This is a genomic window from Arhodomonas aquaeolei DSM 8974, from assembly GCF_000374645.1.
In the GTDB taxonomy this organism is placed as follows: Bacteria; Pseudomonadota; Gammaproteobacteria; order Nitrococcales; family Nitrococcaceae; genus Arhodomonas; species Arhodomonas aquaeolei.
On sequence record NZ_KB894801.1, the window covers coordinates 119,617 to 140,083 of the forward strand.

At 69.8% G+C, this 20,467-nt stretch carries 19 protein-coding genes; 6 read left to right on the forward strand and 13 right to left on the reverse strand.

Going from position 1 to position 20,467, the window contains the following annotated elements; genetic code table 11:
• Positions 1-45: 45 nt before the first annotated feature.
• The 5 genes from recJ to alaC all read right to left on the reverse strand — a co-directional run bounded on the left by recJ (position 46) and on the right by alaC (position 6,524).
• The gene (recJ, locus tag C516_RS0102870) at positions 46-1,782 is read right to left on the reverse strand and encodes a single-stranded-DNA-specific exonuclease RecJ (protein ID WP_018716856.1); all 1,737 of its coding nucleotides are present in this window, start codon (positions 1,780-1,782) and stop codon (positions 46-48) included.
• Positions 1,782-2,804 carry a hypothetical protein gene (locus C516_RS20305; protein ID WP_018716857.1) on the reverse strand — a complete coding sequence of 341 codons (1,023 nt, stop codon included), beginning with the start codon at positions 2,802-2,804 and terminating at the stop codon, positions 1,782-1,784. The genes recJ and C516_RS20305 overlap by 1 nt, the downstream gene beginning before the upstream one ends.
• A gap of 7 nt (positions 2,805-2,811) precedes the next feature.
• On the reverse strand, positions 2,812-3,948 hold the full coding sequence (gene thrC, locus C516_RS0102880; RefSeq protein ID WP_018716858.1) for a threonine synthase: 1,137 nt from the start codon (positions 3,946-3,948) through the stop codon (positions 2,812-2,814).
• A gap of 66 nt (positions 3,949-4,014) precedes the next feature.
• On the reverse strand, positions 4,015-5,325 hold the full coding sequence (locus C516_RS0102885) for a homoserine dehydrogenase (RefSeq protein ID WP_018716859.1): 1,311 nt from the start codon (positions 5,323-5,325) through the stop codon (positions 4,015-4,017).
• Positions 5,322-6,524 carry an alanine transaminase gene (alaC, locus tag C516_RS0102890; protein ID WP_018716860.1) on the reverse strand — a complete coding sequence of 401 codons (1,203 nt, stop codon included), beginning with the start codon at positions 6,522-6,524 and terminating at the stop codon, positions 5,322-5,324. The genes C516_RS0102885 and alaC overlap by 4 nt, the downstream gene beginning before the upstream one ends.
• 176 nt (positions 6,525-6,700) lie before the next feature.
• Between alaC and C516_RS0102895 the strand changes: the two genes are divergently transcribed.
• Positions 6,701-7,072: an Mth938-like domain-containing protein gene (locus C516_RS0102895; protein ID WP_018716861.1), complete on the forward strand. Its 372-nt coding sequence runs from the start codon at positions 6,701-6,703 to the stop codon at positions 7,070-7,072.
• 18 nt (positions 7,073-7,090) lie between these two features.
• Here the strand turns inward: C516_RS0102895 and rpoS are convergent, their stop codons facing one another.
• The 5 genes from rpoS to surE all read right to left on the reverse strand — a co-directional run bounded on the left by rpoS (position 7,091) and on the right by surE (position 11,001).
• Complete coding sequence (rpoS, locus tag C516_RS0102900; protein ID WP_018716862.1) at positions 7,091-8,113, reverse strand: RNA polymerase sigma factor RpoS; 1,023 nt, start codon at positions 8,111-8,113, stop codon at positions 7,091-7,093.
• A 155-nt stretch (positions 8,114-8,268) separates the two neighbouring features.
• Positions 8,269-8,982 (reverse strand): peptidoglycan DD-metalloendopeptidase family protein, encoded by a 714-nt coding sequence (locus tag C516_RS0102905; RefSeq protein WP_084594077.1) that lies wholly within the window; start codon positions 8,980-8,982, stop codon positions 8,269-8,271.
• Between the two features lie 26 nt (positions 8,983-9,008).
• Positions 9,009-9,590 carry a YqaA family protein gene (locus C516_RS0102910; RefSeq protein ID WP_018716864.1) on the reverse strand — a complete coding sequence of 194 codons (582 nt, stop codon included), beginning with the start codon at positions 9,588-9,590 and terminating at the stop codon, positions 9,009-9,011.
• The gene (locus C516_RS0102915) at positions 9,587-10,255 is read right to left on the reverse strand and encodes a protein-L-isoaspartate(D-aspartate) O-methyltransferase (protein WP_018716865.1); all 669 of its coding nucleotides are present in this window, start codon (positions 10,253-10,255) and stop codon (positions 9,587-9,589) included. Before C516_RS0102915 ends, C516_RS0102910 begins: the two co-directional genes overlap by 4 nt.
• Positions 10,252-11,001 carry a 5'/3'-nucleotidase SurE gene (gene surE / locus C516_RS0102920; RefSeq protein ID WP_018716866.1) on the reverse strand — a complete coding sequence of 250 codons (750 nt, stop codon included), beginning with the start codon at positions 10,999-11,001 and terminating at the stop codon, positions 10,252-10,254. Before surE ends, C516_RS0102915 begins: the two co-directional genes overlap by 4 nt.
• A 143-nt stretch (positions 11,002-11,144) precedes the next feature.
• On the opposite strand from surE, the gene C516_RS0102925 reads away from it, so the two are divergent.
• Positions 11,145-11,687, forward strand: a complete 543-nt coding sequence (locus tag C516_RS0102925) for a Smr/MutS family protein (RefSeq protein ID WP_018716867.1) — start codon at positions 11,145-11,147, stop codon at positions 11,685-11,687.
• A 1-nt stretch (position 11,688) separates the two neighbouring features.
• Here C516_RS0102925 and serS read toward each other — a convergent pair whose 3' ends face one another.
• Positions 11,689-12,963 (reverse strand): serine--tRNA ligase, encoded by a 1,275-nt coding sequence (gene serS / locus C516_RS0102930; protein WP_018716868.1) that lies wholly within the window; start codon positions 12,961-12,963, stop codon positions 11,689-11,691.
• 293 nt (positions 12,964-13,256) lie between these two features.
• On the opposite strand from serS, the gene C516_RS0102935 reads away from it, so the two are divergent.
• Positions 13,257-14,594 carry a replication-associated recombination protein A gene (locus C516_RS0102935; protein ID WP_018716869.1) on the forward strand — a complete coding sequence of 446 codons (1,338 nt, stop codon included), beginning with the start codon at positions 13,257-13,259 and terminating at the stop codon, positions 14,592-14,594.
• A gap of 60 nt (positions 14,595-14,654) precedes the next feature.
• Here C516_RS0102935 and lolA read toward each other — a convergent pair whose 3' ends face one another.
• Together lolA and C516_RS0102945 are read right to left on the reverse strand one after the other, a co-directional pair.
• The gene (gene lolA, locus C516_RS0102940; protein WP_018716870.1) at positions 14,655-15,290 is read right to left on the reverse strand and encodes an outer membrane lipoprotein periplasmic chaperone LolA; all 636 of its coding nucleotides are present in this window, start codon (positions 15,288-15,290) and stop codon (positions 14,655-14,657) included.
• A gap of 27 nt (positions 15,291-15,317) precedes the next feature.
• Positions 15,318-17,696 carry a DNA translocase FtsK gene (locus C516_RS0102945; protein WP_018716871.1) on the reverse strand — a complete coding sequence of 793 codons (2,379 nt, stop codon included), beginning with the start codon at positions 17,694-17,696 and terminating at the stop codon, positions 15,318-15,320.
• Positions 17,697-17,770: 74 nt separating this feature from the next.
• On the opposite strand from C516_RS0102945, the gene C516_RS0102950 reads away from it, so the two are divergent.
• Genes C516_RS0102950 through C516_RS18375 form a run of 3 tightly spaced genes read left to right on the forward strand, consistent with a single transcriptional unit; the run spans position 17,771 to position 20,454 of the window.
• Positions 17,771-18,952 carry a GNAT family N-acetyltransferase gene (locus C516_RS0102950; protein ID WP_051088178.1) on the forward strand — a complete coding sequence of 394 codons (1,182 nt, stop codon included), beginning with the start codon at positions 17,771-17,773 and terminating at the stop codon, positions 18,950-18,952.
• A gap of 9 nt (positions 18,953-18,961) precedes the next feature.
• Positions 18,962-19,696 (forward strand): leucyl/phenylalanyl-tRNA--protein transferase, encoded by a 735-nt coding sequence (gene aat / locus C516_RS0102955; protein WP_018716873.1) that lies wholly within the window; start codon positions 18,962-18,964, stop codon positions 19,694-19,696.
• On the forward strand, positions 19,693-20,454 hold the full coding sequence (locus C516_RS18375) for an arginyltransferase (protein ID WP_018716874.1): 762 nt from the start codon (positions 19,693-19,695) through the stop codon (positions 20,452-20,454). Before aat ends, C516_RS18375 begins: the two co-directional genes overlap by 4 nt.
• The last annotated feature ends 13 nt before the right edge of the window (positions 20,455-20,467 follow it).

Here is a 20,467-nt window from a genome sequence, read left to right on the forward strand (position 1 = left end):
CGTGGGCCCGTGTGCCATGCCGGGATTCCGGATTCAGGGGGCTAGCTATGCCGGCTCCATGTGCACGACGACGAGCTGCAGGCGTTCACGGCCGCGGTAGGCGTTGACGTCCAGGCGGTAGGCCGCTCGCACCGCGCCGTCCAGATCATCCCAGCCGTGGTCCGCGCCGCCGAAGGCGATCGCGTCCACCACCGGCCCGCCCTCCACCGGCGAGAGCCGCAGCTTGAGATGGCTGCCCCCGACGATCCGGCGCTCACGCACGGCGAACGTCCCCTCGAAGACCGGCTCGGGAAACGCCTGGCCCCACGGGCCGCCGTTGCGCAGCCGTGCCGCGAGCTCCAGGGTGAGCTCATCCGGCGCCAGCGTGCCGTCGGTGAGTACCGTGGCGTCCAGGTCGGAGGCGCTGACCCAGGACTTTACCGTCTCCACGAAGGCCTCCCGGAATCGTTCCAGATGGGCCTCCGGCAGCGATAGTCCCGCCGCCATGGCGTGTCCGCCGAAACGCGGGATCAGCCCGGGATTGAGGGTGTCAATACGCTCGAGCACGTCCCGCATGTGCAATCCCGGAATGGACCGTGCGGAGCCCTTGAGCATGCCCTCCTCCCCTGCCGGGGCAAAGGCGATTACCGGGCGGTGGAAGCGCTCCTTTACCCGCGAAGCCACGATGCCGATGACGCCCTGGTGCCAGTCCGGATGTGCCAGGCACAGGCCCGGCGGGACACCGTCGTCGTCCATCTTCGCGACCAGCTCGTCCACGTGGGCCACGGCCTCGGCCTTCATCCGCCCCTCGATCTCGCGGCGCTCGCGGTTCAGTCCGTCAAGGCGCTCGGCGAGTCCGCGGGCGTGGGCGGGGTCGTCGCTCAGCAGGCACTCGATACCCACGGACATGTCGTCAAGGCGCCCGGCGGCGTTAAGCCTCGGCCCCAGGGCGAAGCCGAGGTCCGAGGCAACGACCCGGGCGGCGGTGCGCCCGGAGACGTCCAGCAGCGCCTGTATCCCAGGGCAGCCCTGCCCCGCGCGGATCCGTGCCAGGCCCTGCTGGACCAGGGTGCGGTTGGTGCGGTCGAGCGGCACGACGTCCGCGACGGTGCCCAGGGCGACCAGATCGAGAAACGCCGCGAGGTTGGGAGGTGCCATGCCGTTGGCGTCGAACCAGTCCGCGGCCGCCAGGCGGCGGCGCAGCGCGGCCATGACGTAGAACACCACCCCGACGCCGGCGAGCGCCTTGCTCGGGAACGGGTCGCCGTGGCAGTTGGGATTCACGATGGCATCAGCCGACGGCAGCGTCGGCCCGGGCAGATGGTGGTCGGTAACGATCACGCGAATGCCCGCGTCACGCGCCGCGGCGACACCATCGAGGCTCGATATGCCGTTGTCGACCGTAACGATGATATCCGGCGAGCGCTCGCGGGCGACCTCGACGATCTCCGGGCTCAGGCCGTAGCCGTACTCGAACCGATTGGGGACGAGGTAGTCGACATTCGTCGCGCCCATCGCCCGGAGGGCGCGTAGGCCCACCGCGCAGCTGGTCGCACCGTCAGCGTCGAAATCGCCCACGAAGAGCACCCGCTGATCGCCCTGTACCGCTTCGGCGAGCAACGCCGCGGCGGCGTCGGCGCCGCCGAGGGTGGCCGGGTTGGCGAGCGTCGCGAGTGCCGTGGAAAGATCGGCCGGGTCGTCGATACCCCGTGCCGCGTAGACCCGGCGGAGCACCGGGTGCCAGTCCGGCGGCATGCGGTCGGGATCGCCGGTGATCGCGCGACGCTCCAGACGTGCGGCCATCAGGCGCGCTCCAGGTGGTGGGCCAGTGCGCGGACCCGGCGCCAGATGCGGTGGCCGTCGCCGCGCCGGCACCGCCAGCCCGGAACGCCGCCGGTATGGATCCGGATCTCGCTGCGGCGGCCGGACGCCAGGGCCGCAGTGAATGCTGGGACCCAGTGGCTCTCGAAGCGCTGCAGCGCTGCGAGCCACCCCTCAAGGTCGCCACTGGTGATCGCGGCGTCCGGCGCCGCCCAGTGGACGATGTCGTGACCGTCCCCCTCGGGCAGGCGACCGTCGTCGACAAGCGGTTCGTGCGCCGCCCCGCCGCTGGCGAGCGCCAGTCCGGCAAGCACCGGGTCGCCGGTGAATGTGCGGCTGCCAGCGAGGACGCCGCCGGGCTCCGGGTGGGGGGCGTAGCCGCCCCCCCAGAACCAAAGTCCGTTCACCGTCAGACGGCCCGCGTCCTCACGGGCCGCGTTGAAGGCGAGCCCGTGAAGCAGCATCTGGGTCTCGTTGAGCAGCCCGCGCCAGGCACGGCCGTCCTCGCCCTCGGGCAGGAAGGCGTCGATGTAGCGGCCCGCCAGCTCACGGGTCGAGGCGACCTCGGGGCCAGGGCGAGCCGGCGTGACCAGGCGCAGGAACAGACGGGATCCGATCGCGGTCACGGTCAGCCCGTCCTCGCGGAACAGGCCGTTGAACGCGTCGGCGACGGCCTGCGCCTCCGCCGGCTCGAGGCTTGCCGCGTCACCGGCGAAGGCCAGAAGCCGGTCGCGGTCCGGGCGCAGATGGAGCGGGTCGGCGCAGTACCACAGGGCCTCGTCCGGGCTGCCGCCGGCGCCGGCGAGCCCCAGTGCGCCGGCGCCGGGGAAGGCGGACGGCCACGGGGCGATGCCTTCCGGGGCGGACACCCGCAGCCGGGACGCACGGGCCAGTAGTCGCTCCGTGGCGGGCACACGTCCCGTCTGCGCCAGGTGGTCCCGCAGCTGCGGCGGCAGCGGCCCAAGCAGCCCCGGTGCCAGGAAGTCGAGGCGCGGCGCCCTCACAGTGTTATCAGGACAGACGGCCGAGGATGGCGTCTTTCACCGCGCCGGTGGTCGCGTCCACGGTGCTCACTGCGCCGTCGGCATGCTGCTTCGCCACGTCCGGGTCCTTGAGGCCGTGGCCCGTGAGCGTGCACACGACGGTGCTGCCGGCCTCGATCCGCCCGGAGCGGACATCGCGCAGGGTGCCGGCGACCGATGCCGCCGAGGCCGGCTCGCAGAAGATGCCCTCATGGTCGGCGAGCATGCGCTGGGTGGCCAGGATCTCCTCGTCGGTGAGCTCGTCGAACCAGCCGCCGGACTCGCTGCTGGCCGCCCAGGCGTAGTCCCAGGACTGGGGATTGCCGATACGGATCGCCGTGGCCACCGTCTCCGGCTCGCTCACCGCGCCGCCGCGCAGGAACGGCGCGGAGCCGCTGGCCTGGTAGCCGACCATGCGCGGGCGCTCGCGGACCACACCGCTGTGGAACGGGCGGTGACCGCAGGGCAGGTACGCCGCCGTCGGCGGGTCGTGGGGTCCGAGGGCGAGCTCCGAGTAGCCCATCCAGTGCGCGGTAATGTTGCCTGCGTTGCCCACCGGCAGGCAGTGGTAGTCCGGCACCCGCTCGAGCTCCTCGACGATCTCGAACGCGGCGGTCTTCTGACCCTGAAGACGGTAAGGGTTGACGGAATTGACGATGCTCACCGGGGCCTGCTCGGCGAGCTCCTTGACGATGCGCATGCCGTCGTCGAAGTTGCCCCGGATCTGCAGCACCGTCGCACCGTGCATGATCGCCTGGGCGAGCTTGCCCAGCGCGATCTTGCCGTCCGGGATGAGCACGAAGGCCTTGATACCGGCCCGGGCGGCGTATGCCGCCGCCGAGGCCGACGTGTTGCCGGTGGACGCGCAGATGAGCGCCTCACTGCCCTCGGAGACGGCGTGGGTCACGGCCACGGTCATGCCGCGGTCCTTGAACGAGCCGGTCGGATTGAGCCCCTCGTACTTCACGTAAAGGTCAACGTTGCTGCCGAGCGTACGCGGGATGTTGTTGAGCCGGATCAACGGCGTGGCGCCCTCGCCGAGGCTCACGACGCGCACGTCGTCGGCCAGCGGAAGGCGGTCATGGTACTTGTTGACGAGGCCGGTGTAGCGGGTTCTGAACGGCATAGGTCCTTCCAAGTGACAACCAGCACGGGCGCGTGCAGGGAATGGACCGCGGTGCGGTCCGGCGCATTATTCCAGTGTTTCCACCCGGATGCGATGCACCTGGCCGCGGATCGCCTCCATCGCCTCGATGGCCTCGCAGGCCTGGTTCATCTGCATCTCCTCGACCCGGTGGGTGAGGATGATCACCGGCACGTCCTCGGCGCCCGGTGCCGGCTGTTTCTGGATGATGGCCTCGATGCTGATGCCGGAGGCGCCGAGCAGCCGTGCCACCTCGGCGAGCACACCGGGGCGGTCGAGCGCCTGCATGCGCAGGTAGTACGCCGTCTCCACGCGGTCCATGGGGACGACGGGGTCGTTCGAGAGCGCGTGGGAGTGGAAGGCGAGGTACGGCACCCGGTCCTCCGGGGCCAGGGTGAACTCGCGCACCACGTCCACCAGGTCGGCCACGACCGCGGACGCGGTTGGCTCGGCGCCCGCGCCCGGACCGTAGTAAAGGGTCGGCCCGAGGGCGTCTCCGTGGATCATGATGGCGTTCATCACGCCATCGACGCTCGCGAGCAGCTGGCGCTTGGGCAGCAGGGTCGGGTGCACCCGCAGCGCGATGCCGGTCTCGGTGCGGCTCGCGATGCCCAGGTGCTTGATGCGGAACCCGAGCTCGTCGGCGTAGGCGACGTCCTCCTGGCCCACGTGCGAGATGCCCTCGACGTGCACCTTCTCGTACTGCAGCGGGATACCGAAGGCGATGGACGCCAGGATCGTGAGCTTGTGCGCCGCGTCCACGCCCTCGACGTCGAAGGTCGGGTCCGCCTCCGCGTAACCCAGGCGCTGGGCTTCGGCGAGCACATCGCCGAATTCGCGATCGGCGTAGAACATCTCCGAGAGGATGAAGTTCGCGGTGCCGTTGATGATGCCGGCGAGCCACTCGATATGGTTGCCGACCAGACCCTCGCGGATCGCCTTGATCACCGGGATGCCGCCGGCCACCGCCGCCTCGAAGGCAATGGACACGCCCTGCTCCCGCGCCCGCTCGAAGATCTCGTTGCCGCTTGCCGCGATCAGCGCCTTGTTGGCGGTGACCACGTGCTTGCCGAGTTCGATGGCGCGGAGGGTGAGGTCCTTGGCCAGGGTCTCGCCGCCGATGAGCTCGACGATAATGTCGGTCTCCGGATCCTCCACCACCTCGAACGGGTCGGTGGTCAGACGGATGCCCTCGGTGGAGCAGGTGCGCGGGCGGTCGAGATGCCGCGCGGCAGCGTGCACGATCTCGATGTCGCGCCCCGCCCGGCGGCTGATCTCGTCGCGATTGCGCTGCAGCAGGTTAATCGTGCCGCCGCCGACCGTGCCCAGGCCCAGAAGGCCGACCTTCACCGGTTTCAAGAGCTCGCCTCCTTCAGGTAACCGTCTCTGCGAAACATCTGTTTGATCCCGCGAATCGCCTGCCGCGTGCGGTGTTCGTTCTCGATCAGGCCGAAGCGCACGTGGTCGTCGCCATAGTCACCGAAGCCGATGCCCGGCGACACCGCCACCTTTGCGTCGGCGAGGAGCTTTTTGGAGAATTCCAGCGAGCCCATGTCGCGGTAGGGCTCCGGGATGGGCGCCCACACGAACATGGTCGCCTTCGGCCGCTCCACCGCCCAGCCTGCCTGGTTGAGCCCGTCACAGAGGGCGTTGCGACGCCGCCGGTAGGTCTCGCGGATCTCCTCGACACAGTCCTGCGGGCCGTCCAGGGCGCTGATCGCGGCGACCTGGATGGGCGTGAACATGCCGTAGTCGAGATAGGACTTCATGCGCGCGAGCGCGGCGATCAGCTTGTCGTTGCCGCAGACGAAGCCGACGCGCCAGCCCGGCATGTTGTAGCTCTTCGACAGCGAGAAGCACTCGACCGCCACCTCCTTCGCCCCGGGCACCTGGAGGATCGAGGGGGCCTGGTAGCCATCAAAGACGATGTCCGCGTACGCGAGGTCGTGGACGACCCAGATGCCGTGCTCACGGCAGATGTCGACCACGCGCTCGAAGAACTCCAGGTCCGCGCAGTTGCCCGTCGGGTTGGAGGGGAAGTTGAGGATGAGCATCTTCGGCTTGGGCCAGGTGTCCTTGATCCCCTTCTCCAGCTCCTCGAAGAAGTCGACCCCGGGCACCAGCGGCACGTGGCGGAGGTCCGCGCCGGCGATGACCACGCCGTAGGGGTGGATCGGGTAGCTCGGGTTCGGTACCAGCACGTTGTCGCCCGGCCCAAGCGTGGCCAGGGCGAGGTGTGCCAGCCCCTCCTTGGACCCGATGGTGACGATGGCCTCGGACTCGCGGTCGAGCGTCACGTCATAACGCCGCGCGTACCAGTCGCAGATGGCCTTGCGCAGGCGCGGGATGCCGCGGGACATGGAGTAGCGATGGGTGTCCGGGCGCTGGGCGGCCTCGACCAGCTTGTCCACGATATGTCTCGGCGTGGGGCGGTCCGGATTGCCCATGCCGAAATCCACGATATCCTCGCCGCGGGCCCGTGCGGCGGCCTTGAGCTCGTTGACGATATTGAAGACGTAAGGCGGCAGCCGGCGTATGCGCTGGAATTCCTCGTTCACCTCAGGGCCCCTGCGTGATGGTTGCAATGTATCGAGCCCCGATTCGGCGCGCGGATCGGGGGGTATCGGTCACGAGCTCAGATAGAGGCCAAAAGCTACTCACGGTACGGAAGGCTGTCAATTGACCGACGGCGCGCCCTTGCCGCCGCGGCGCGCGCTTCGCTATCGTGACCGGTATGAAGCTGAGTGAAGAAAAGGGCGACGGCAGCTTCCGCATTCGAGGTTACGATGCGGGCCGGATCGTTGTAAACGAGACCGGTTACGAGCACAGCCTCGTGCTGGCACCCGAGCACCTGGACACGGACTGGCCGCCGCAGCGCTTCGACGACCTTCGTCGTGAGCACCTGGACGTCGTCCTTGAACTCGACCCGGAGGTTATCCTGCTCGGCACCGGCGGGCACCAGCGTTTCCCGGGCCGCGATCTCATGCTCTGCGTTCTCGAGCGCGGCATCGGTTTCGAGGTGATGGACACCGCCGCGGCCTGCCGCACCTACAACATCCTCATGGCCGAAGGGCGGCCGGTCGCCGCCGCCCTCCTCATCGACTGACTCCGGGGCCGCCCCCGGCTATCCGAATACCGTGTCCTGGGAAAAGCCGGCGCGTTCCATGACGTCCCGCAGCTTGCGCAGGGCGTCGATCTGGATCTGCCGGACCCGCTCACGGGTGACGCCGATCTCGTTACCCACCTCTTCCAGCGTGGCCTTCTCGTGGCCGCGCAGCCCGAAGCGCCGCATCACCACCGCCCGCTGCTTCTCCGAGAGCTGCTCCAGCCAGGCGTCAAGATGTGCCAGCACGTCGCTGTCCTCCAGCGCGGAGAACGGATCCGGGTTGGTATCGTCCGGGATCGCGTCGAGCAGCACCCTGTCCGCCTCCCGGCCGATGGGCACGTCCACGGAGGTCACACCCTCGTTGAGCCCCATCATGCGGCGAACGTCCTCCACCGGCCGGTCCATCGCCTCGGCGATCTCCTCGATGGTGGGCTCGTGGTCGAGCTTGTGGACGAGCTGGCGGGCAGTGCGGAGGTACTGGTTGATTTCCTTGATGACATGGATCGGCAGGCGGATCGTGCGGGTCTGGTTCATGATCGCCCGTTCGATGGTCTGGCGTATCCACCACGTGGCGTAGGTGGAGAAGCGGAACCCCCGTTCCGGGTCGAATTTCTCCACGGCACGGATCAGCCCGAGGTTGCCCTCCTCGATCAGGTCGAGGAAGGCGAGGCCGCGGTTCATGTAGCGCCGGGCGATCTTCACCACCAGGCGCAGGTTGCTCTCGATCATGCGCCGCCGCGACGCCTCGCAGCCGCGCTGGGCGCGACGCGCGTAATAGACCTCCTCGTCAGCGGTGAGCAGCGGCGAGAATCCGATCTCGTTGAGGTAGAGCTGGGTAGCGTCGACGGTGTGCTCGTGCCCCTCTCCGCGCCGGCTGCGCGATGGGGCGGGTTCTTCGGTAGCGCTCTCCCCGTCGTCGGCGATGCCTCCGGCAGCAGCCGGGGCAGCGGCGGGTTCCTCGAGCAGCAGCTCGTCCTCCTCAATACCGCCTACCGGGACTACGGCCTCGGGTTCAACCCTAAGAGCCTGCTTACTGGCCATGTTGCTCCTCCATGCCCGCCGGTACCGACACGCCGGCACCGGACATCTAGGGAACCGGTCGTTCCACGGGAAAACGGGCTTATCGTTATATGGGTCCCAATATATGCCTGCTCGGGAGGCGAAGCAACGGGGCGTGGGCGGGATTCGGAGCCGCCTTAGCGGGACGGGAGATATTTCAACGGATTCACCGGGTTACCGTTTCTCCTCAACTCGAAATGTATCCCGGTATGACCTTTCGGCGTCCGGCCGGCGTGCGCGAGTGGCGTCCCTGCGTCGACACGCGTGCCCTCGGTGACGAGCAGCTCCCGGTTGTAGGCGTAGGCAGTGAGGTAGGATTCATTGTGCTTGACGATGACGAGCCGTCCGTAACCACGCAGGCCGCTGCCACTGTAGACCACACGCCCCGAGGCGGCGGCACGGACGGTATCGTCGCCGCCGGTGCCGATCGTGATCCCGTGCTTGCCGCTGCCGCCCGCGCTGTAGCCCTCCAGCACCTTTCCTTTCAGCGGCCAGCGCCAGTCGCCCGGTGGCTTCGTTTCCGGCGCGGGGCTGCTGCTGCGGGTACCCGCACTGCGTGTGCTCCGGGAGGAGCTGCCGGAACCCGTCGAGGTGGCCGCCGAACGGCTGCCTCCGGACGACGGACGCAACGTCAGGCGCTGCCCCGGGTAGATGGTGTACGGCGCCCCGATGTGGTTCCAGCGGGCCACCTTCTTGTAGCTGAGCCCGTAACGCCAGGCGATGCGGTAAAGGGTGTCGCCGCGCTGGACGCGGTAGGTCGCCGGTGGATCGCCGGCGGAGCCGGCCGGCGGCAGCCGTGAGCGGCCGTAATCGAACTCGGCGCAGCCCGCGAGCACGAGTGCAAGCATCATCACCAGAGCCGGCGCGGCCAGCCGGATCACAGCCGGACGACGACCACCGCCAGGACGATCAGCGCCACGCTCGCCCAGCCGATCCGGTCGACATAGCGGCGCAGCCAGGGCTCCACGCGGGGACCGCCCCAGGCAACCACCGCCGCCACCAGCACGAAGCGCGCGCCACGCCCCACCGCGGAGGCGAGCACGAAGGGCGCGAGGGCCAGTGACATGGCACCCGCGGCGATGGTGAACACCTTGTAGGGGATGGGCGAGAAGCCTGCGGCGAGCACCACCCAGAACCCCCATGCCGCGAACCACGTCCGTGCGGTCTGGTAGGCGGACCAGTAGCCGAGGTCGTGGATCAACGGCTCGACGACCTGCAGTGCAAACGCACCGATGGCGTAACCGGCGAGCCCGCCCACCACCGAAGCGAGCGTGGTCACAACGGCAAGCCGCCACCACCGCTGCGGGCGCGCCAGCACCATCGGTGCCAGCATCACATCCGGCGGGATCGGAAAGAAGGACGACTCGGCAAAGCTCAGCGCCGCCAGCAGCCAGGCGGCGTGGCGGTGGGCGGCCCAGGCGAGCGTCCGGTCGTACAGCCACGAGAACACCCGCGTCACGCCAGGCCTGCCTGCATCGGCACGAAGCTCACGTCCGAGAGCCGCCGCACGGACACGCCCTCCCCGTCACGCTCGTAGACACACAACGATTGCCCGCCGGATTCGCCGATTGGCGCGACCAGGCGCCCGCCGGGGGCGAGCTGTTCGAGCAGGGTCTCCGGCAGATGGGATGGCGCCGCGGTCAGGAGGATGGCATCGAACGGCGCCTCACTGGGCCAGCCGGCGTAGCCGTCGCCGAGGCGCTGACGGACGTTGTGCACGCTGAGCTCGCGCAGATGGGCGTTGGCCTTGCCGTAGAGTGCCCGGATCCGTTCGATGGTGAACACCCGCGGCACCAGCGCGGCCAGGACGGCGGTCTGGTAGCCGCAGCCCGTGCCGATCTCGAGCACCGAGCGCGGCTGGGCACCGCTCGCGATCAGGGCCTCGGTCATGCGGGCCACGACGAACGGCTGGGAGATGGTCTGGCCGTGGCCGATGGGCAGCGCGGTGTCCTCGTAGGCTCGGCTGGCCAGGGCTTCGTCGACGAACAGGTGGCGCGGGATGTGACGCATGACGTTGAGTACCCGGGGGTCGCCGATACCGGCGTCGCCGAGGCGGCGCACCAACCGCTCGCGGGTACGTTGGGAGGTCATGCCGATGCCGCGGCGAAGCTGATCCGGGGTCATGACAGCCCCCCGAGCCAGCCGGCGATCTGTTCCAGTGCCGAGTATCGCGTGAGGTCGACCTGCAGCGGTGTGATCGACACGTAGCCACGGCGGACGGCGTCGAAGTCGGTTCCCGCGCCCACGTCCTCGGCATCCCCCGGCGGGCCGATCCAGTAGATGGGCCGGCCGCGGGGGTCGGTATCGCGGACCACGGGCTCGGCGCGGTGACGTTGGCCGAGCCGCGTCGCCTCGAAACCGGCGATGCGCTCCAGCGGCAGGTCGGGTACGTTGACGTTCAGGATCGTGTCCGCCGGCAGCGGGTCGCGGCGCAGCTGCTCGAGCAGTCTCTCGGCCACGGCAGCCGCCGTGTCGTAGTGGGTCGGCTCGTTGCCGGCGAGGGAGACGGCCACCGCGGGCAGCCCGAGGTGCCGGCCCTCCATCGCCGCCGCCACGGTGCCGCTGTAGAGGACGTCATCGCCGAGGTTCGCACCGGCGTTGATCCCGGAGACCACCATGTCCGGCTCCGGGTCGATCAACCCGGTCACCGCGAGGTGAACGCAGTCCGTCGGGGTCCCCTCGACCCGGAACACCCCCTCGCGGACCGGCCAGACCCGTACCGGCGTATCCAGTGTCAGGGAGTTCGAAGCGCCGCTGCGGTCGCGCTCGGGGGCGACGACCACCACTTCCGCATGCCGATCGAGCGCCGCGGCAAGGGCCCTCAGTCCCGGTGCGCGGTAGCCGTCGTCGTTGCTGACCAGAATGCGCATGCGCCTCCCCAGTGCCCGTCACAATGACGGCCAGTATACCGTGACTGCGAGCCGCATCCAGCAGTAGCGGTGCGTGTGCGCAGACAGGTAGCATGTCGTCGAGGCCGCCACCGGCGCACACCGGCGTCAGCCCAGAGGGAACGATGAGCGAGCATGATCGGGACAGCGACCCCACCCTCTTTCGCGAGGCCATGCGTGACGTCCGCCCCCTGAAGGACGACGGCCGGCACGACGCCGCGGCACCGCGTCCGCGGCCGGTCCCCCGCCAGCGCCTCGCGGACAACAGCCGGGTGATGGCGGAGCTGCTGCGCCCGCCGCAGGACGACACCGACCTCGGTCCGGAGCGCGGTGAGGCGCTGAGCTACCTCCGCGACGACATCGACCGCCGGGTGCTGCGCCGCCTGCGACGCGGACGCTTCGTGATTCAGGCCGAGCTCGACCTCCACGGGATGGTCGCCGCGGACGCCGTCGGCGCGCTGCGGGATTTCCTCCAGGAATGCCGGGAGCGGGACGTGCGCTGCGTGCGCATCATCCACGGCAAGGGCCGGCGCTCCGGCAACGACGGCCCGGTGCTCAAGGGCAAGGTCGACCGCTGGCTGCGCCAGCGTGACGACGTCCTCGCCTTCTGCTCGGCGCGCCGCGTGGACGGCGGCACCGGCGCGGTCTACGCGCTGCTCGGCGACTGACTCAGCTCAGGTATTCGGCGCCACCGAAGTACGGTCGCAGGACCTCCGGCAGGCGCACGCGGCCGTCCGCCTCCTGGTAGTTCTCCAGTACCGCGATCAGGCAGCGCCCGACGGCAAGACCCGAGCCGTTGAGCGTATGCACGGGCTCCGGCCGGCCGGTCTCCGGGTTGCGCCAGCGCGCCTGCATCCGCCGGGCCTGGAAGGCCTCGGTGTTGCTGCACGAGGAGATCTCCCGGTAGGCCTGCTGTCCCGGCAGCCACACCTCCAGGTCATAGGTCTTGGCCGCGGCGAAGCCCATGTCGCCGGTGCACAGCGTGACCACGCGATACGCGAGCCCGAGGTCTCGCAGGACGCGCTCGGCGTGGCCGGTGAGCTCCTCCAGCGCCTCGTACGAGCGCTCCGGATGGCTGATGTGCACCAGCTCCACCTTCTCGAACTGGTGCTGGCGGATCATGCCACGGGTGTCCTTGCCGTAGGAGCCGGCTTCCGAGCGGAAGCACGGGGTCTGTGCCACCATGCGCAGCGGGAGCGCGGCCGCCTCGATGATCTGCTGGCCCGCGAGGTTGGTCACCGGGACCTCGGCGGTGGGGATAAGGTACAGGGGGTGGTCGCCGGATACGGCGAACAGGTCCTCCTCGAACTTGGGCAGCTGGCCGGTGCCCTCCAGGGTCTGCGGGGCCACGAGATACGGGACGTAGACCTCCTCGTAGCCGTGCTCGCGGGTGTGCACGTCGAGCATGTAGCCGGCGAGCGCCCGGTGCAGCCGGGCCACCGGCCCGCGCAGGACCACGAAACGCGATGCCGCGATACGCGCCGCCGCCTCGAAGTCCATGCCGTTGGCGAGCGCGCCCAGGGCGACGTGGTCCCGGGGCGTGAAATCGAACGCCGCCGGCTCGCCCCAGTGGCGCAGGGGCACGTTGTCCGACTCGTCGTCGCCGTCGGGCACGTCGGGATGCGGCAGGTTAGGGAGCCCCAGATGGATCTCGTGGAGCTCGCGCTGAACCGCCGCCAGGCCCTCCTCCGCCTCGCTCACCCGGTCAGACAGTGCCGAGACCTCGTCGAGCAGCGGCTGGATGTCCTCGCCGGCGGCCTTCGCCTGGCCGATGGCCTTGGAGCGGGTCTTGCGCTCGTTCTGCAGCTCCTGGGTGCGCACCTGCAGCGTGCGGCGCTCCTCCTCCAGGGCCTGGTAGCGCTTCGTATCCAGCTCGTAGCCCCGGCGGCGCAGCTGGGCCGCCACACCGTCGAGGTCGCCCCGCAGGGTCTTTACATCCAGCATAGGTCTGTCCGTGTCTCCGGTTCTCTACAACACTCGGCCCGGGGGCGCCCGAACCGCGCCGCGGGTGGGCACGGGCCCGGCCGGCCAAGCCGTCGGCGGGCGCGTCATCGCCGCAGCACGGGATTGTAACCGCCCCGACCCGCCGGCGCGAAGCGACCGTGGCTCCGCGCGCGCGAACCGGCGCGATGACAGGTAGAATCGGCGTTCCCGAATCGGTGCGGGGCATACGGTCCCGGCCGGAACGGTTCAGGCAGAGTCATTGCGCCGGCACGGCGGCGCGGAACGAGGCGTTGATGGATCTTTTCGAGAGCAGCGCCGGCGGCGAGCACGAGCCGCTGGCCCACCGCATGCGGCCGCGGGATCTGACGGATTTCGCCGGGCAGCCCCATCTCGTCGCCGAGGGCAAGCCCCTGCGGCGCATGGTCGACTCGGGCGTGATCCGCTCGATGATCCTCTGGGGGCCGCCCGGCACCGGCAAGACCACCCTCGCCGAGGTCCTCGCGACCGCCTCCGGGGCGCGCTTCGAACGACTCTCCGCGGTGATGGCCGGCGTCCGCGAGCTCCGGGCGGCGGTGGACCGTGCCCGTGCCGCCACGGGCGAGGCCACGGTGCTGTTTCTCGACGAGATCCACCGCCTGAACAAGAGCCAGCAGGACGCGCTGCTCCCTCACGTCGAGTCCGGCCTGCTGACCCTGATCGGCGCCACCACGGAGAACCCGTCCTTCGAGGTCAACTCCGCCCTGCTCTCCCGGGCCCGCGTCTACGTCCTCAAGGCCTTGGACGAGGACGCGCTGGTCACGGTCATGGAGCGTGCCCTCGGCGACGCGGAACGGGGCCTGGGAAGGCGCGGCATCCGTGCCGACAGCGACGCCCTGAAGACCATCGCCCGCGCCGCCGGCGGCGACGCGCGCCGCGCCCTGGGGCTGCTGGAGACCGCGACCGACTTCACCACCCGGGACGGGACCGGCGAGCGCCTGACCATGGATGCCCTGGAGGACGTCCTCGGCCATCAGGGCACGGCCATGGACCGCCAGGGCGATGCCTATTACGACCTGCTCTCGGCGGTACACAAATCCATCCGTTCGTCGCGTCCGGATGCCGCCCTGCTCTACATCGCACGCTTCATCGACGGCGGCGGCGACCCCCTGGACGTCGCCCGGCGGCTCGCCGCCATCGCCTCCGAGGACGTCGGCAATACCGATCCCCGTGCCCTGCCCCTGGTCATCAGCGCCTGGGATGCCTACCTGCGCCTCGGGGACTACGAAGGGCAGCGCGCTCTGGCCCACGCGGCGATCCATCTCGCGGTCGCGCCCAAGAGCAACGCCATCGACCGGGCCTGGAAGACGGCGCAGGCGTATGTCCGCGCCCATCCGGACCTGGAGGTGCCGATGTACCTGCGCAACGCGCCGACAAAGCTCATGGAGGGGCTCGGCTACGGCAAGGGATACCGTTACGCGCACAACGAGCCGAACGGCTACCCGGCCGGCGGGAATCACGACTGCTGGCCGGAAACCCTGACCCCCGAGCCGTTCTTCCGGCCCACGGAGAACGGCCAGGAACGGCGCTTCCGCGAGCTCATGGAATGGCGCCGCCAGCTTGACGAGCAGGCCGACAGCGGCGGGCACGCCTAGTCCCGCGGAGAGGGGGAGGCGGCCCCGGCTCGCCGTGAAACGACGCGGACGGCCGGACGCTCAGCCGCCCTGCCCCGCCTCGTACTCCGGCGGCGCGATCAGGTCCGAGCCCTCGGGCACCTCCGTGGCGAAGACGTCGGCCGACAGGCTGACGTTGCGCTCCAGTGCCGACAGCTCCAGGCGGACCGTCTGGCCCAGCCCGTCCTCCAGCCGCAGGACATTGGGCACACCGTCGTTCATGTGCAGGCGCACACGCTGCACGCTCCAGTCGTCGCTGCGCGGCTGCAGATGGATCCAGCCGTCGTCGCCGACGCTCATGTCGAACTGCTCGCGCAGGTCGTCGTAGCTGCCGCTCAGCAGCAGCGCCGGCCCCACGCCGAGGACGTCGCCCACCGGGCGCACCGTTACCTGGCGCAGATCACGATCGTTCACCCACAGCCACTCGCCGGTGGCCACGATGCGCTGGGCGTACGGCGTCTCGTAGACCCAGTCGAACTCCCCGGGCCGGCGCAGGGCGAAGTGCCCGGTAGCGCGCTCGACCACGGCGCCGGATTCGTCCCGGGTGGTCTGCACGAACGCGCCGCGCAGGGTGTTCACGGACTCGAAATAGGACTGCAGCGCGTCCAGCGGTGCCGCGGCGGCGGTACCGGTGACGGCGGCCAGCGCGAGCACGAGGGTGTGGATGCATCGCTTCACGGGTAGCACTCCCCTGGGTCGGTGCGTTCAGTCGGCGGGCGGCGGCGGCGAGGCGAGGACCTCGCGGCCGCCGTTGGACTGCAGCGGCCCCACGATACCGGCACTCTCCATCTCCTCGACCAGCCGGGCCGCACGGTTGTAGCCGATCTTCAACCGGCGCTGCACGCCGGAGATGGAGGCCTTGCGGGTCTCCGTGACCACGCGCACGGCCTCGTCGTAGAGCGGATCGCTGTCCTCGCCGCCGCCGTCGGACGACAGGCCCGGGATGCTCGCGGCATCACTGCCCGGCTCCTCCAGGATCTCCTCGACGTAGTCCGGGCTGCCGCTGCGCTTGAGGTGTTCGGCGACCCGGTGGACCTCCGCGTCGGAGACGAAGGCGCCGTGCACGCGCTCCGGCATGCCGCGGCTGCTCGGGCCGAGATAGAGCATGTCGCCCTGACCGAGCAGCGACTCCGCACCCATCTGGTCGAGGATGGTACGGGAATCCACCCGTGAGGAGACCTGGAAGGCCATGCGCGTGGGGATGTTCGCCTTGATCAGGCCGGTGATGACGTCCACGGACGGCCGCTGGGTGGCGAGGATGAGGTGGATGCCGGCGGCGCGCGCCTTCTGCGCCAGCCGGGCGATGAGCTCCTCCACCTTTTTGCCCACCATCATCATCATGTCGGCGAACTCGTCCACCACCACCACGACGTAGGGCATGGGCTCGAGCCGCGGTGCCTCGGGCACAGCGTCCGGGTCGCCGGCGGACGAGGCGGGCATCTCCGGCGGCGTCCACAGCGGATCGGCAAGGGGCTCGCCGCGATCGGCGGCCTCGCGGATCTTGCGGTTGCAGCCGGAGATGTTGCGCACCCCGAGGGCGGCCATGAGCCGGTAGCGGCGCTCCATCTCGCCGACGCACCAGCGCAGGGCGTTAGCGGCCTCCTTCATGTCCGTGACCACCGGCGAGAGCAGGTGCGGGATGTCGTCGTAGACCGAGAGCTCCAGCATCTTCGGGTCGATCATGATCAGGCGCACGGCCTCCGGGGTATTCCGGTAGACCAGGCTGAGGATCATCGCGTTCACGCCGACCGACTTGCCGGAGCCGGTGGTGCCCGCCACCAGCAGGTGCGGCATCTTGCCGAGATCCACGGTCACCGGGGCACCGCCGATGTCCTTGCCGATCGCCAGCGTCAGGGGCGCATGGGCACGGGAGAAGGTATCCGACTGGATGATCTCGGAGAACGCGATCACCTGGCGGTGCTCGTTGGGGATCTCCAGCCCCACCACGGACTTGCCGGGGATCACCTCGACGACGCGCACGGAGGTTACCGACAGCGCCCGTGCCAGGTCCTTGGACAGGTTGGAGATCTGGCTGACCTTCACGCCCGCCGCCGGCTGGAGCTCGAAGCGCGTGATCACCGGGCCCGGGTGGACCGCGACCACCTCGACCTTCACGCCGAAGTCCGCGAGCTTCGTCTCGACCAGCTCGGACATCGTCCTGAGCGCCTCCTCGCCGTAACCGGCCTGCTCCGCCGGCGGCGGGTCGAGGAGATCGGTGCCCGGCAGCTCGCCCGGACCCACGTCCTCGAGCAGCCGCAGCTGGTCCCGGGTGCTCGCCGGCCGCTGTGAGGACGCCGGCGCCGGCTCGACCTGCGGCTCCTTTGCCACCTTCTTCGGCTTGTCCCTGCCACGGCTCTTCGGCCTCGCCTTCTCCGCCGGCGGCGGCGCGGGCGATTCCACCACCTTGGGCCGGCGGGCCCGTTCGGCACGCCGCTGACGCGCCGACTCGGCCCCCCGGTTGATCGCCTGGCGCACCGCCCGGGTCAGCGCAAACACGAACCGGCCAATCCGCTCGGCAAGCCGTATCCAGGACACACCCGTGCAGACGGTGAACCCGGCGGCGAAGGCGGCCATTGCCAGCAGGGTGGCACCGGTGAAACTGAACGCCTGCTCCAGCGCCCGCGCCGTGACCACGCCGAGGATGCCGCCGGAGCTGAGCGGCACGGTCCCCGGAACCGGCGCCACGTGGAGCGTCGCCACTGCGGTGCCGGCGACGAGGGTGACGACGAAGCCGGCAAGCCGCAGCCCGAAGACACCCCAGTGCATCGCACCGTGGAGACGCTGCCACTGCCAGACCAGCGCCGCGCCGAAGGCGATCATCGCCGGGATGAGGTAGGCCAGGTAGCCGAGCAGGAACAGGCTCAGGTCGGCAAAGAACGCCCCCACGCGGCCGCCGGCGTTATGGACGTCGGCGACCAGGGTGGTATAGCTCCAGCCTGGGTCCCTCGGGTCATAGGTGACCAGCGAGAGCAGCAGGAAGCCGGCGACGGCGAGCAGCAGCAGCAGGGCTGCCTCCCGCAGGCCGCGGCTGATATGTTGCCCCCATGGCAGGGCGGCGTTTTCGGTGGACTGTGCCTTGGCCACTACGTCGGCCCCATGCGTTCACAAACAGTCAGAAGTTTAGCGCGTAAGCGCCTATCATTGCGAGAAAATGATCAATGGATGAAGCGGTGCCAGAAGGCCCCGGCCCGGATACGTCCCTGACCCTGGAGCTCGTCGACGACATTCGCCGTGTCCCCGCGGCGGCGTGGAACGCCCTCGAGGGTAGCGGCAATCCGTTTCTCCGCCACGAGTTCCTCGCGACACTGGAGGCATACGACGCCGTCGGCGAGACGGTCGGCTGGCTGCCCCACCACCTCGTCCTCCGCGACCACCACGGGGATATCGTCGCCGCCGCGCCGGCCTATCTCAAGACCCATTCCTGGGGCGAGTTCGTGTTCGACTTCGCCTGGGCCGACGCCTACGCCCGGCACGGGCTCGATTACTATCCGAAACTGGTGGTTGCAGTGCCGTGGACGCCCGCCACCGGACCGCGGCTGCTGCTGTCGCCCGGCGGGGACGCCGAGCGCCTGTCGCGGGCACTGTTCGACGGCGCCCGGGAGTGGGCCGGCCGCAGCGGTGTGTCCTCCGTGCACTGGCTCTTCCTCACCGCCGTGGAGGCCGACCGTGCCGAGGCGGCGGGGTATGCGCACCGGCTGGGCTGTCAGTTCCACTGGCACAACAACGGTTACGGGGATTTCGACGACTTCCTGGCCGCGCTGACGTCCAAGCGGCGCAAGAACATCCGCCGCGAGCGACGGCTCGTGGCAGACGCAGGGCTGCGGATGCGCACCGTCCACGGCGACGAGGCGGACGCCGATCTCTGGCGTGCGATGCACCGGTTTTACTGTAACACCTTTCATGAACGCGGAAACGTGCCGGTACTCAGCGAGGCCTGCATGGCGGCGCTCGGGCGATCACTGGGGCGGCGGGTGGTGCTGTTCGTCGCCGAGCGCAACGACCGTCCGATCGCGGCGGCGATGTGCCTGCGTGACGGCGAGACCCTGTACGGCCGCTACTGGGGGTGCGACGAGGTGGTCGATGCCCTGCACTTCGAGACCTGCTATTACCAGGGTATCGACTACTGCATACGCGAGGGGCTGCGGTGTTTCGAGCCGGGCGCGCAGGGCGAGCACAAGGTGCCGCGCGGGTTCATGCCGACGCTGACCCACTCTGTACATCACCTGCATGAACCCGCATTCCGGCGGGCGGTCTCGGAATTCCTCGGCCGTGAGCGGCCCGCCGTGAAGGCCTACGCCGAGGAGCTTACACTGTCGGGACCGTATAGGCAGAGCGACTGAACGACGACGATGACGCAGGTTCCATGGATCGCACCCGGTGACAACGAGACACCGTTCCCGGACCCGGAGACGTTTGCGCTCGAAGAGCCGAACGGACTGCTCGCGATCGGTGGCTCGCTGACGCCGTCACGGCTGATCGAGGCCTACGCAGCGGGGATATTCCCGTGGTTCTCCGAGGACCAGCCGGTGCTGTGGTGGAGCCCCGACCCCCGCGCGGTCATTCCGCCGCACGCCATCCACGTCGGGCGCAGCCTGCGCAAGCGCCTGCGCCATTCCGGTCTGTCCGTGACCCTGGACCGGGCGTTCGAGGCCGTGATCCGGGCCTGCGCGGCACCGCGTGCCGATGAGGCCGGCACCTGGATCACACCGGCGATGGCCGATGCCTACACGGCCCTGCACCGGATGGGCATCGCCCACTCCGCGGAGGTCTGGGACGATGGGCGCCTCGTCGGCGGGCTCTATGGCGTCTCCCTGGGCGCGGCCTTCTTCGGCGAGTCCATGTTCAGCCTGGTCGCCGACGCGAGCAAGATCGCCCTTGCCCGGCTGGCCGGGCAGCTTGACGAGTGGGGTTTCGGGCTGATCGACTGCCAGCTCCCGACCCCACACCTGGAGCGCCTCGGTGCCCAGGCCTGGCCGCGGCCGCGCTTCCTGCGTGCGCTGCGCGAGACCCAGCAACGCGCACAGCGGCACGGTCCATGGGCCTTCGGGACAATTTCACCGCTGGAGGGGGCATCGCAGCCATGACCGAGGGTGCGCCCCGCCGTCTGGCCGCGTACCTCACCGGCGAGGAGCCGTGTCCCTACCTCCCGGACCGGCAGGCCCGGACGGCCTTCCTCGACCCGGAGGCAGCAATGTCCCCGGCGCTCTACGGACAGCTCCTCGCCATGGGGCTGCGCCGCAGCGGCGCCTACGTCTATCGGCCGCTGTGCCCCGGCTGCAGCGCCTGCGAGAGCCTGCGCATCCCCGTGGCGGCGTTCCGGCCGCGCCGACGCCAGCGACGCGCGCGCCGGGCTGCCGCCGGCTGGCGTGTCGAGGTCTCGCCGGCGCATTACGACCCCGCGCACTACGCCCTCTTCCGGCGCTACATCGACAGCCGCCACCCGGAGGGCGGGATGGCCGACACCGACGAGGCGGCCTACCGGCGTTTCCTGTTCGCGGACTGGTGTGACACGGAGCTGATCGAGCTCCACGATGGCGATCACCGCGTGGCCGTGGCCGTCACCGACCGGGTGCCGGACGCACTGTCCGCGGTGTATACCTTCTTCAATCCCGCCTACTCGTTTGCGAGCCCTGGCACGGTGGCGATCCTGCTCCAGCTCGAGCGGGCCGCCGCCCTCGGGCTGGATTGGCTGTACCTCGGCTACTGGATCGCGCAGGCACCGACCATGCGTTACAAGAGCGAGTTTACGCCCCATGAGCGTTTCGAGCCGGATGGGCAGTGGTACCGTATCGAGGCCAATGGCCGCCGCCGACTCGCGCCGAGTGAGCCGGTAACGCGATAAACACTTGGAGGGT

Bases quoted from the DNA above. Each gene is read 5' to 3' on its own strand.
- recJ (WP_018716856.1), bottom strand. From the start codon at position 1,782: ATGGCCGCACGTCTGGAGCGTCGCGCGATCACCGGCGATCCCGACCGC.
- serS (WP_018716868.1), bottom strand. From the start codon at position 12,963: ATGCTGGATGTAAAGACCCTGCGGGGCGACCTCGACGGTGTGGCGGCC.
- aat (WP_018716873.1), top strand. From the start codon at position 18,962: ATGACGCAGGTTCCATGGATCGCACCCGGTGACAACGAGACACCGTTC.
- C516_RS0102915 (WP_018716865.1), bottom strand. From the start codon at position 10,255: ATGACCCCGGATCAGCTTCGCCGCGGCATCGGCATGACCTCCCAACGT.
- C516_RS0102925 (WP_018716867.1), top strand. From the start codon at position 11,145: ATGAGCGAGCATGATCGGGACAGCGACCCCACCCTCTTTCGCGAGGCC.
- surE (WP_018716866.1), bottom strand. From the start codon at position 11,001: ATGCGCATTCTGGTCAGCAACGACGACGGCTACCGCGCACCGGGACTG.
- C516_RS0102935 (WP_018716869.1), top strand. From the start codon at position 13,257: ATGGATCTTTTCGAGAGCAGCGCCGGCGGCGAGCACGAGCCGCTGGCC.
- rpoS (WP_018716862.1), bottom strand. From the start codon at position 8,113: ATGGCCAGTAAGCAGGCTCTTAGGGTTGAACCCGAGGCCGTAGTCCCG.
- C516_RS0102950 (WP_051088178.1), top strand. From the start codon at position 17,771: ATGGATGAAGCGGTGCCAGAAGGCCCCGGCCCGGATACGTCCCTGACC.
- C516_RS0102905 (WP_084594077.1), bottom strand. From the start codon at position 8,982: ATGATGCTTGCACTCGTGCTCGCGGGCTGCGCCGAGTTCGATTACGGC.
- C516_RS18375 (WP_018716874.1), top strand. From the start codon at position 19,693: ATGACCGAGGGTGCGCCCCGCCGTCTGGCCGCGTACCTCACCGGCGAG.
- C516_RS0102895 (WP_018716861.1), top strand. From the start codon at position 6,701: ATGAAGCTGAGTGAAGAAAAGGGCGACGGCAGCTTCCGCATTCGAGGT.
- thrC (WP_018716858.1), bottom strand. From the start codon at position 3,948: ATGCCGTTCAGAACCCGCTACACCGGCCTCGTCAACAAGTACCATGAC.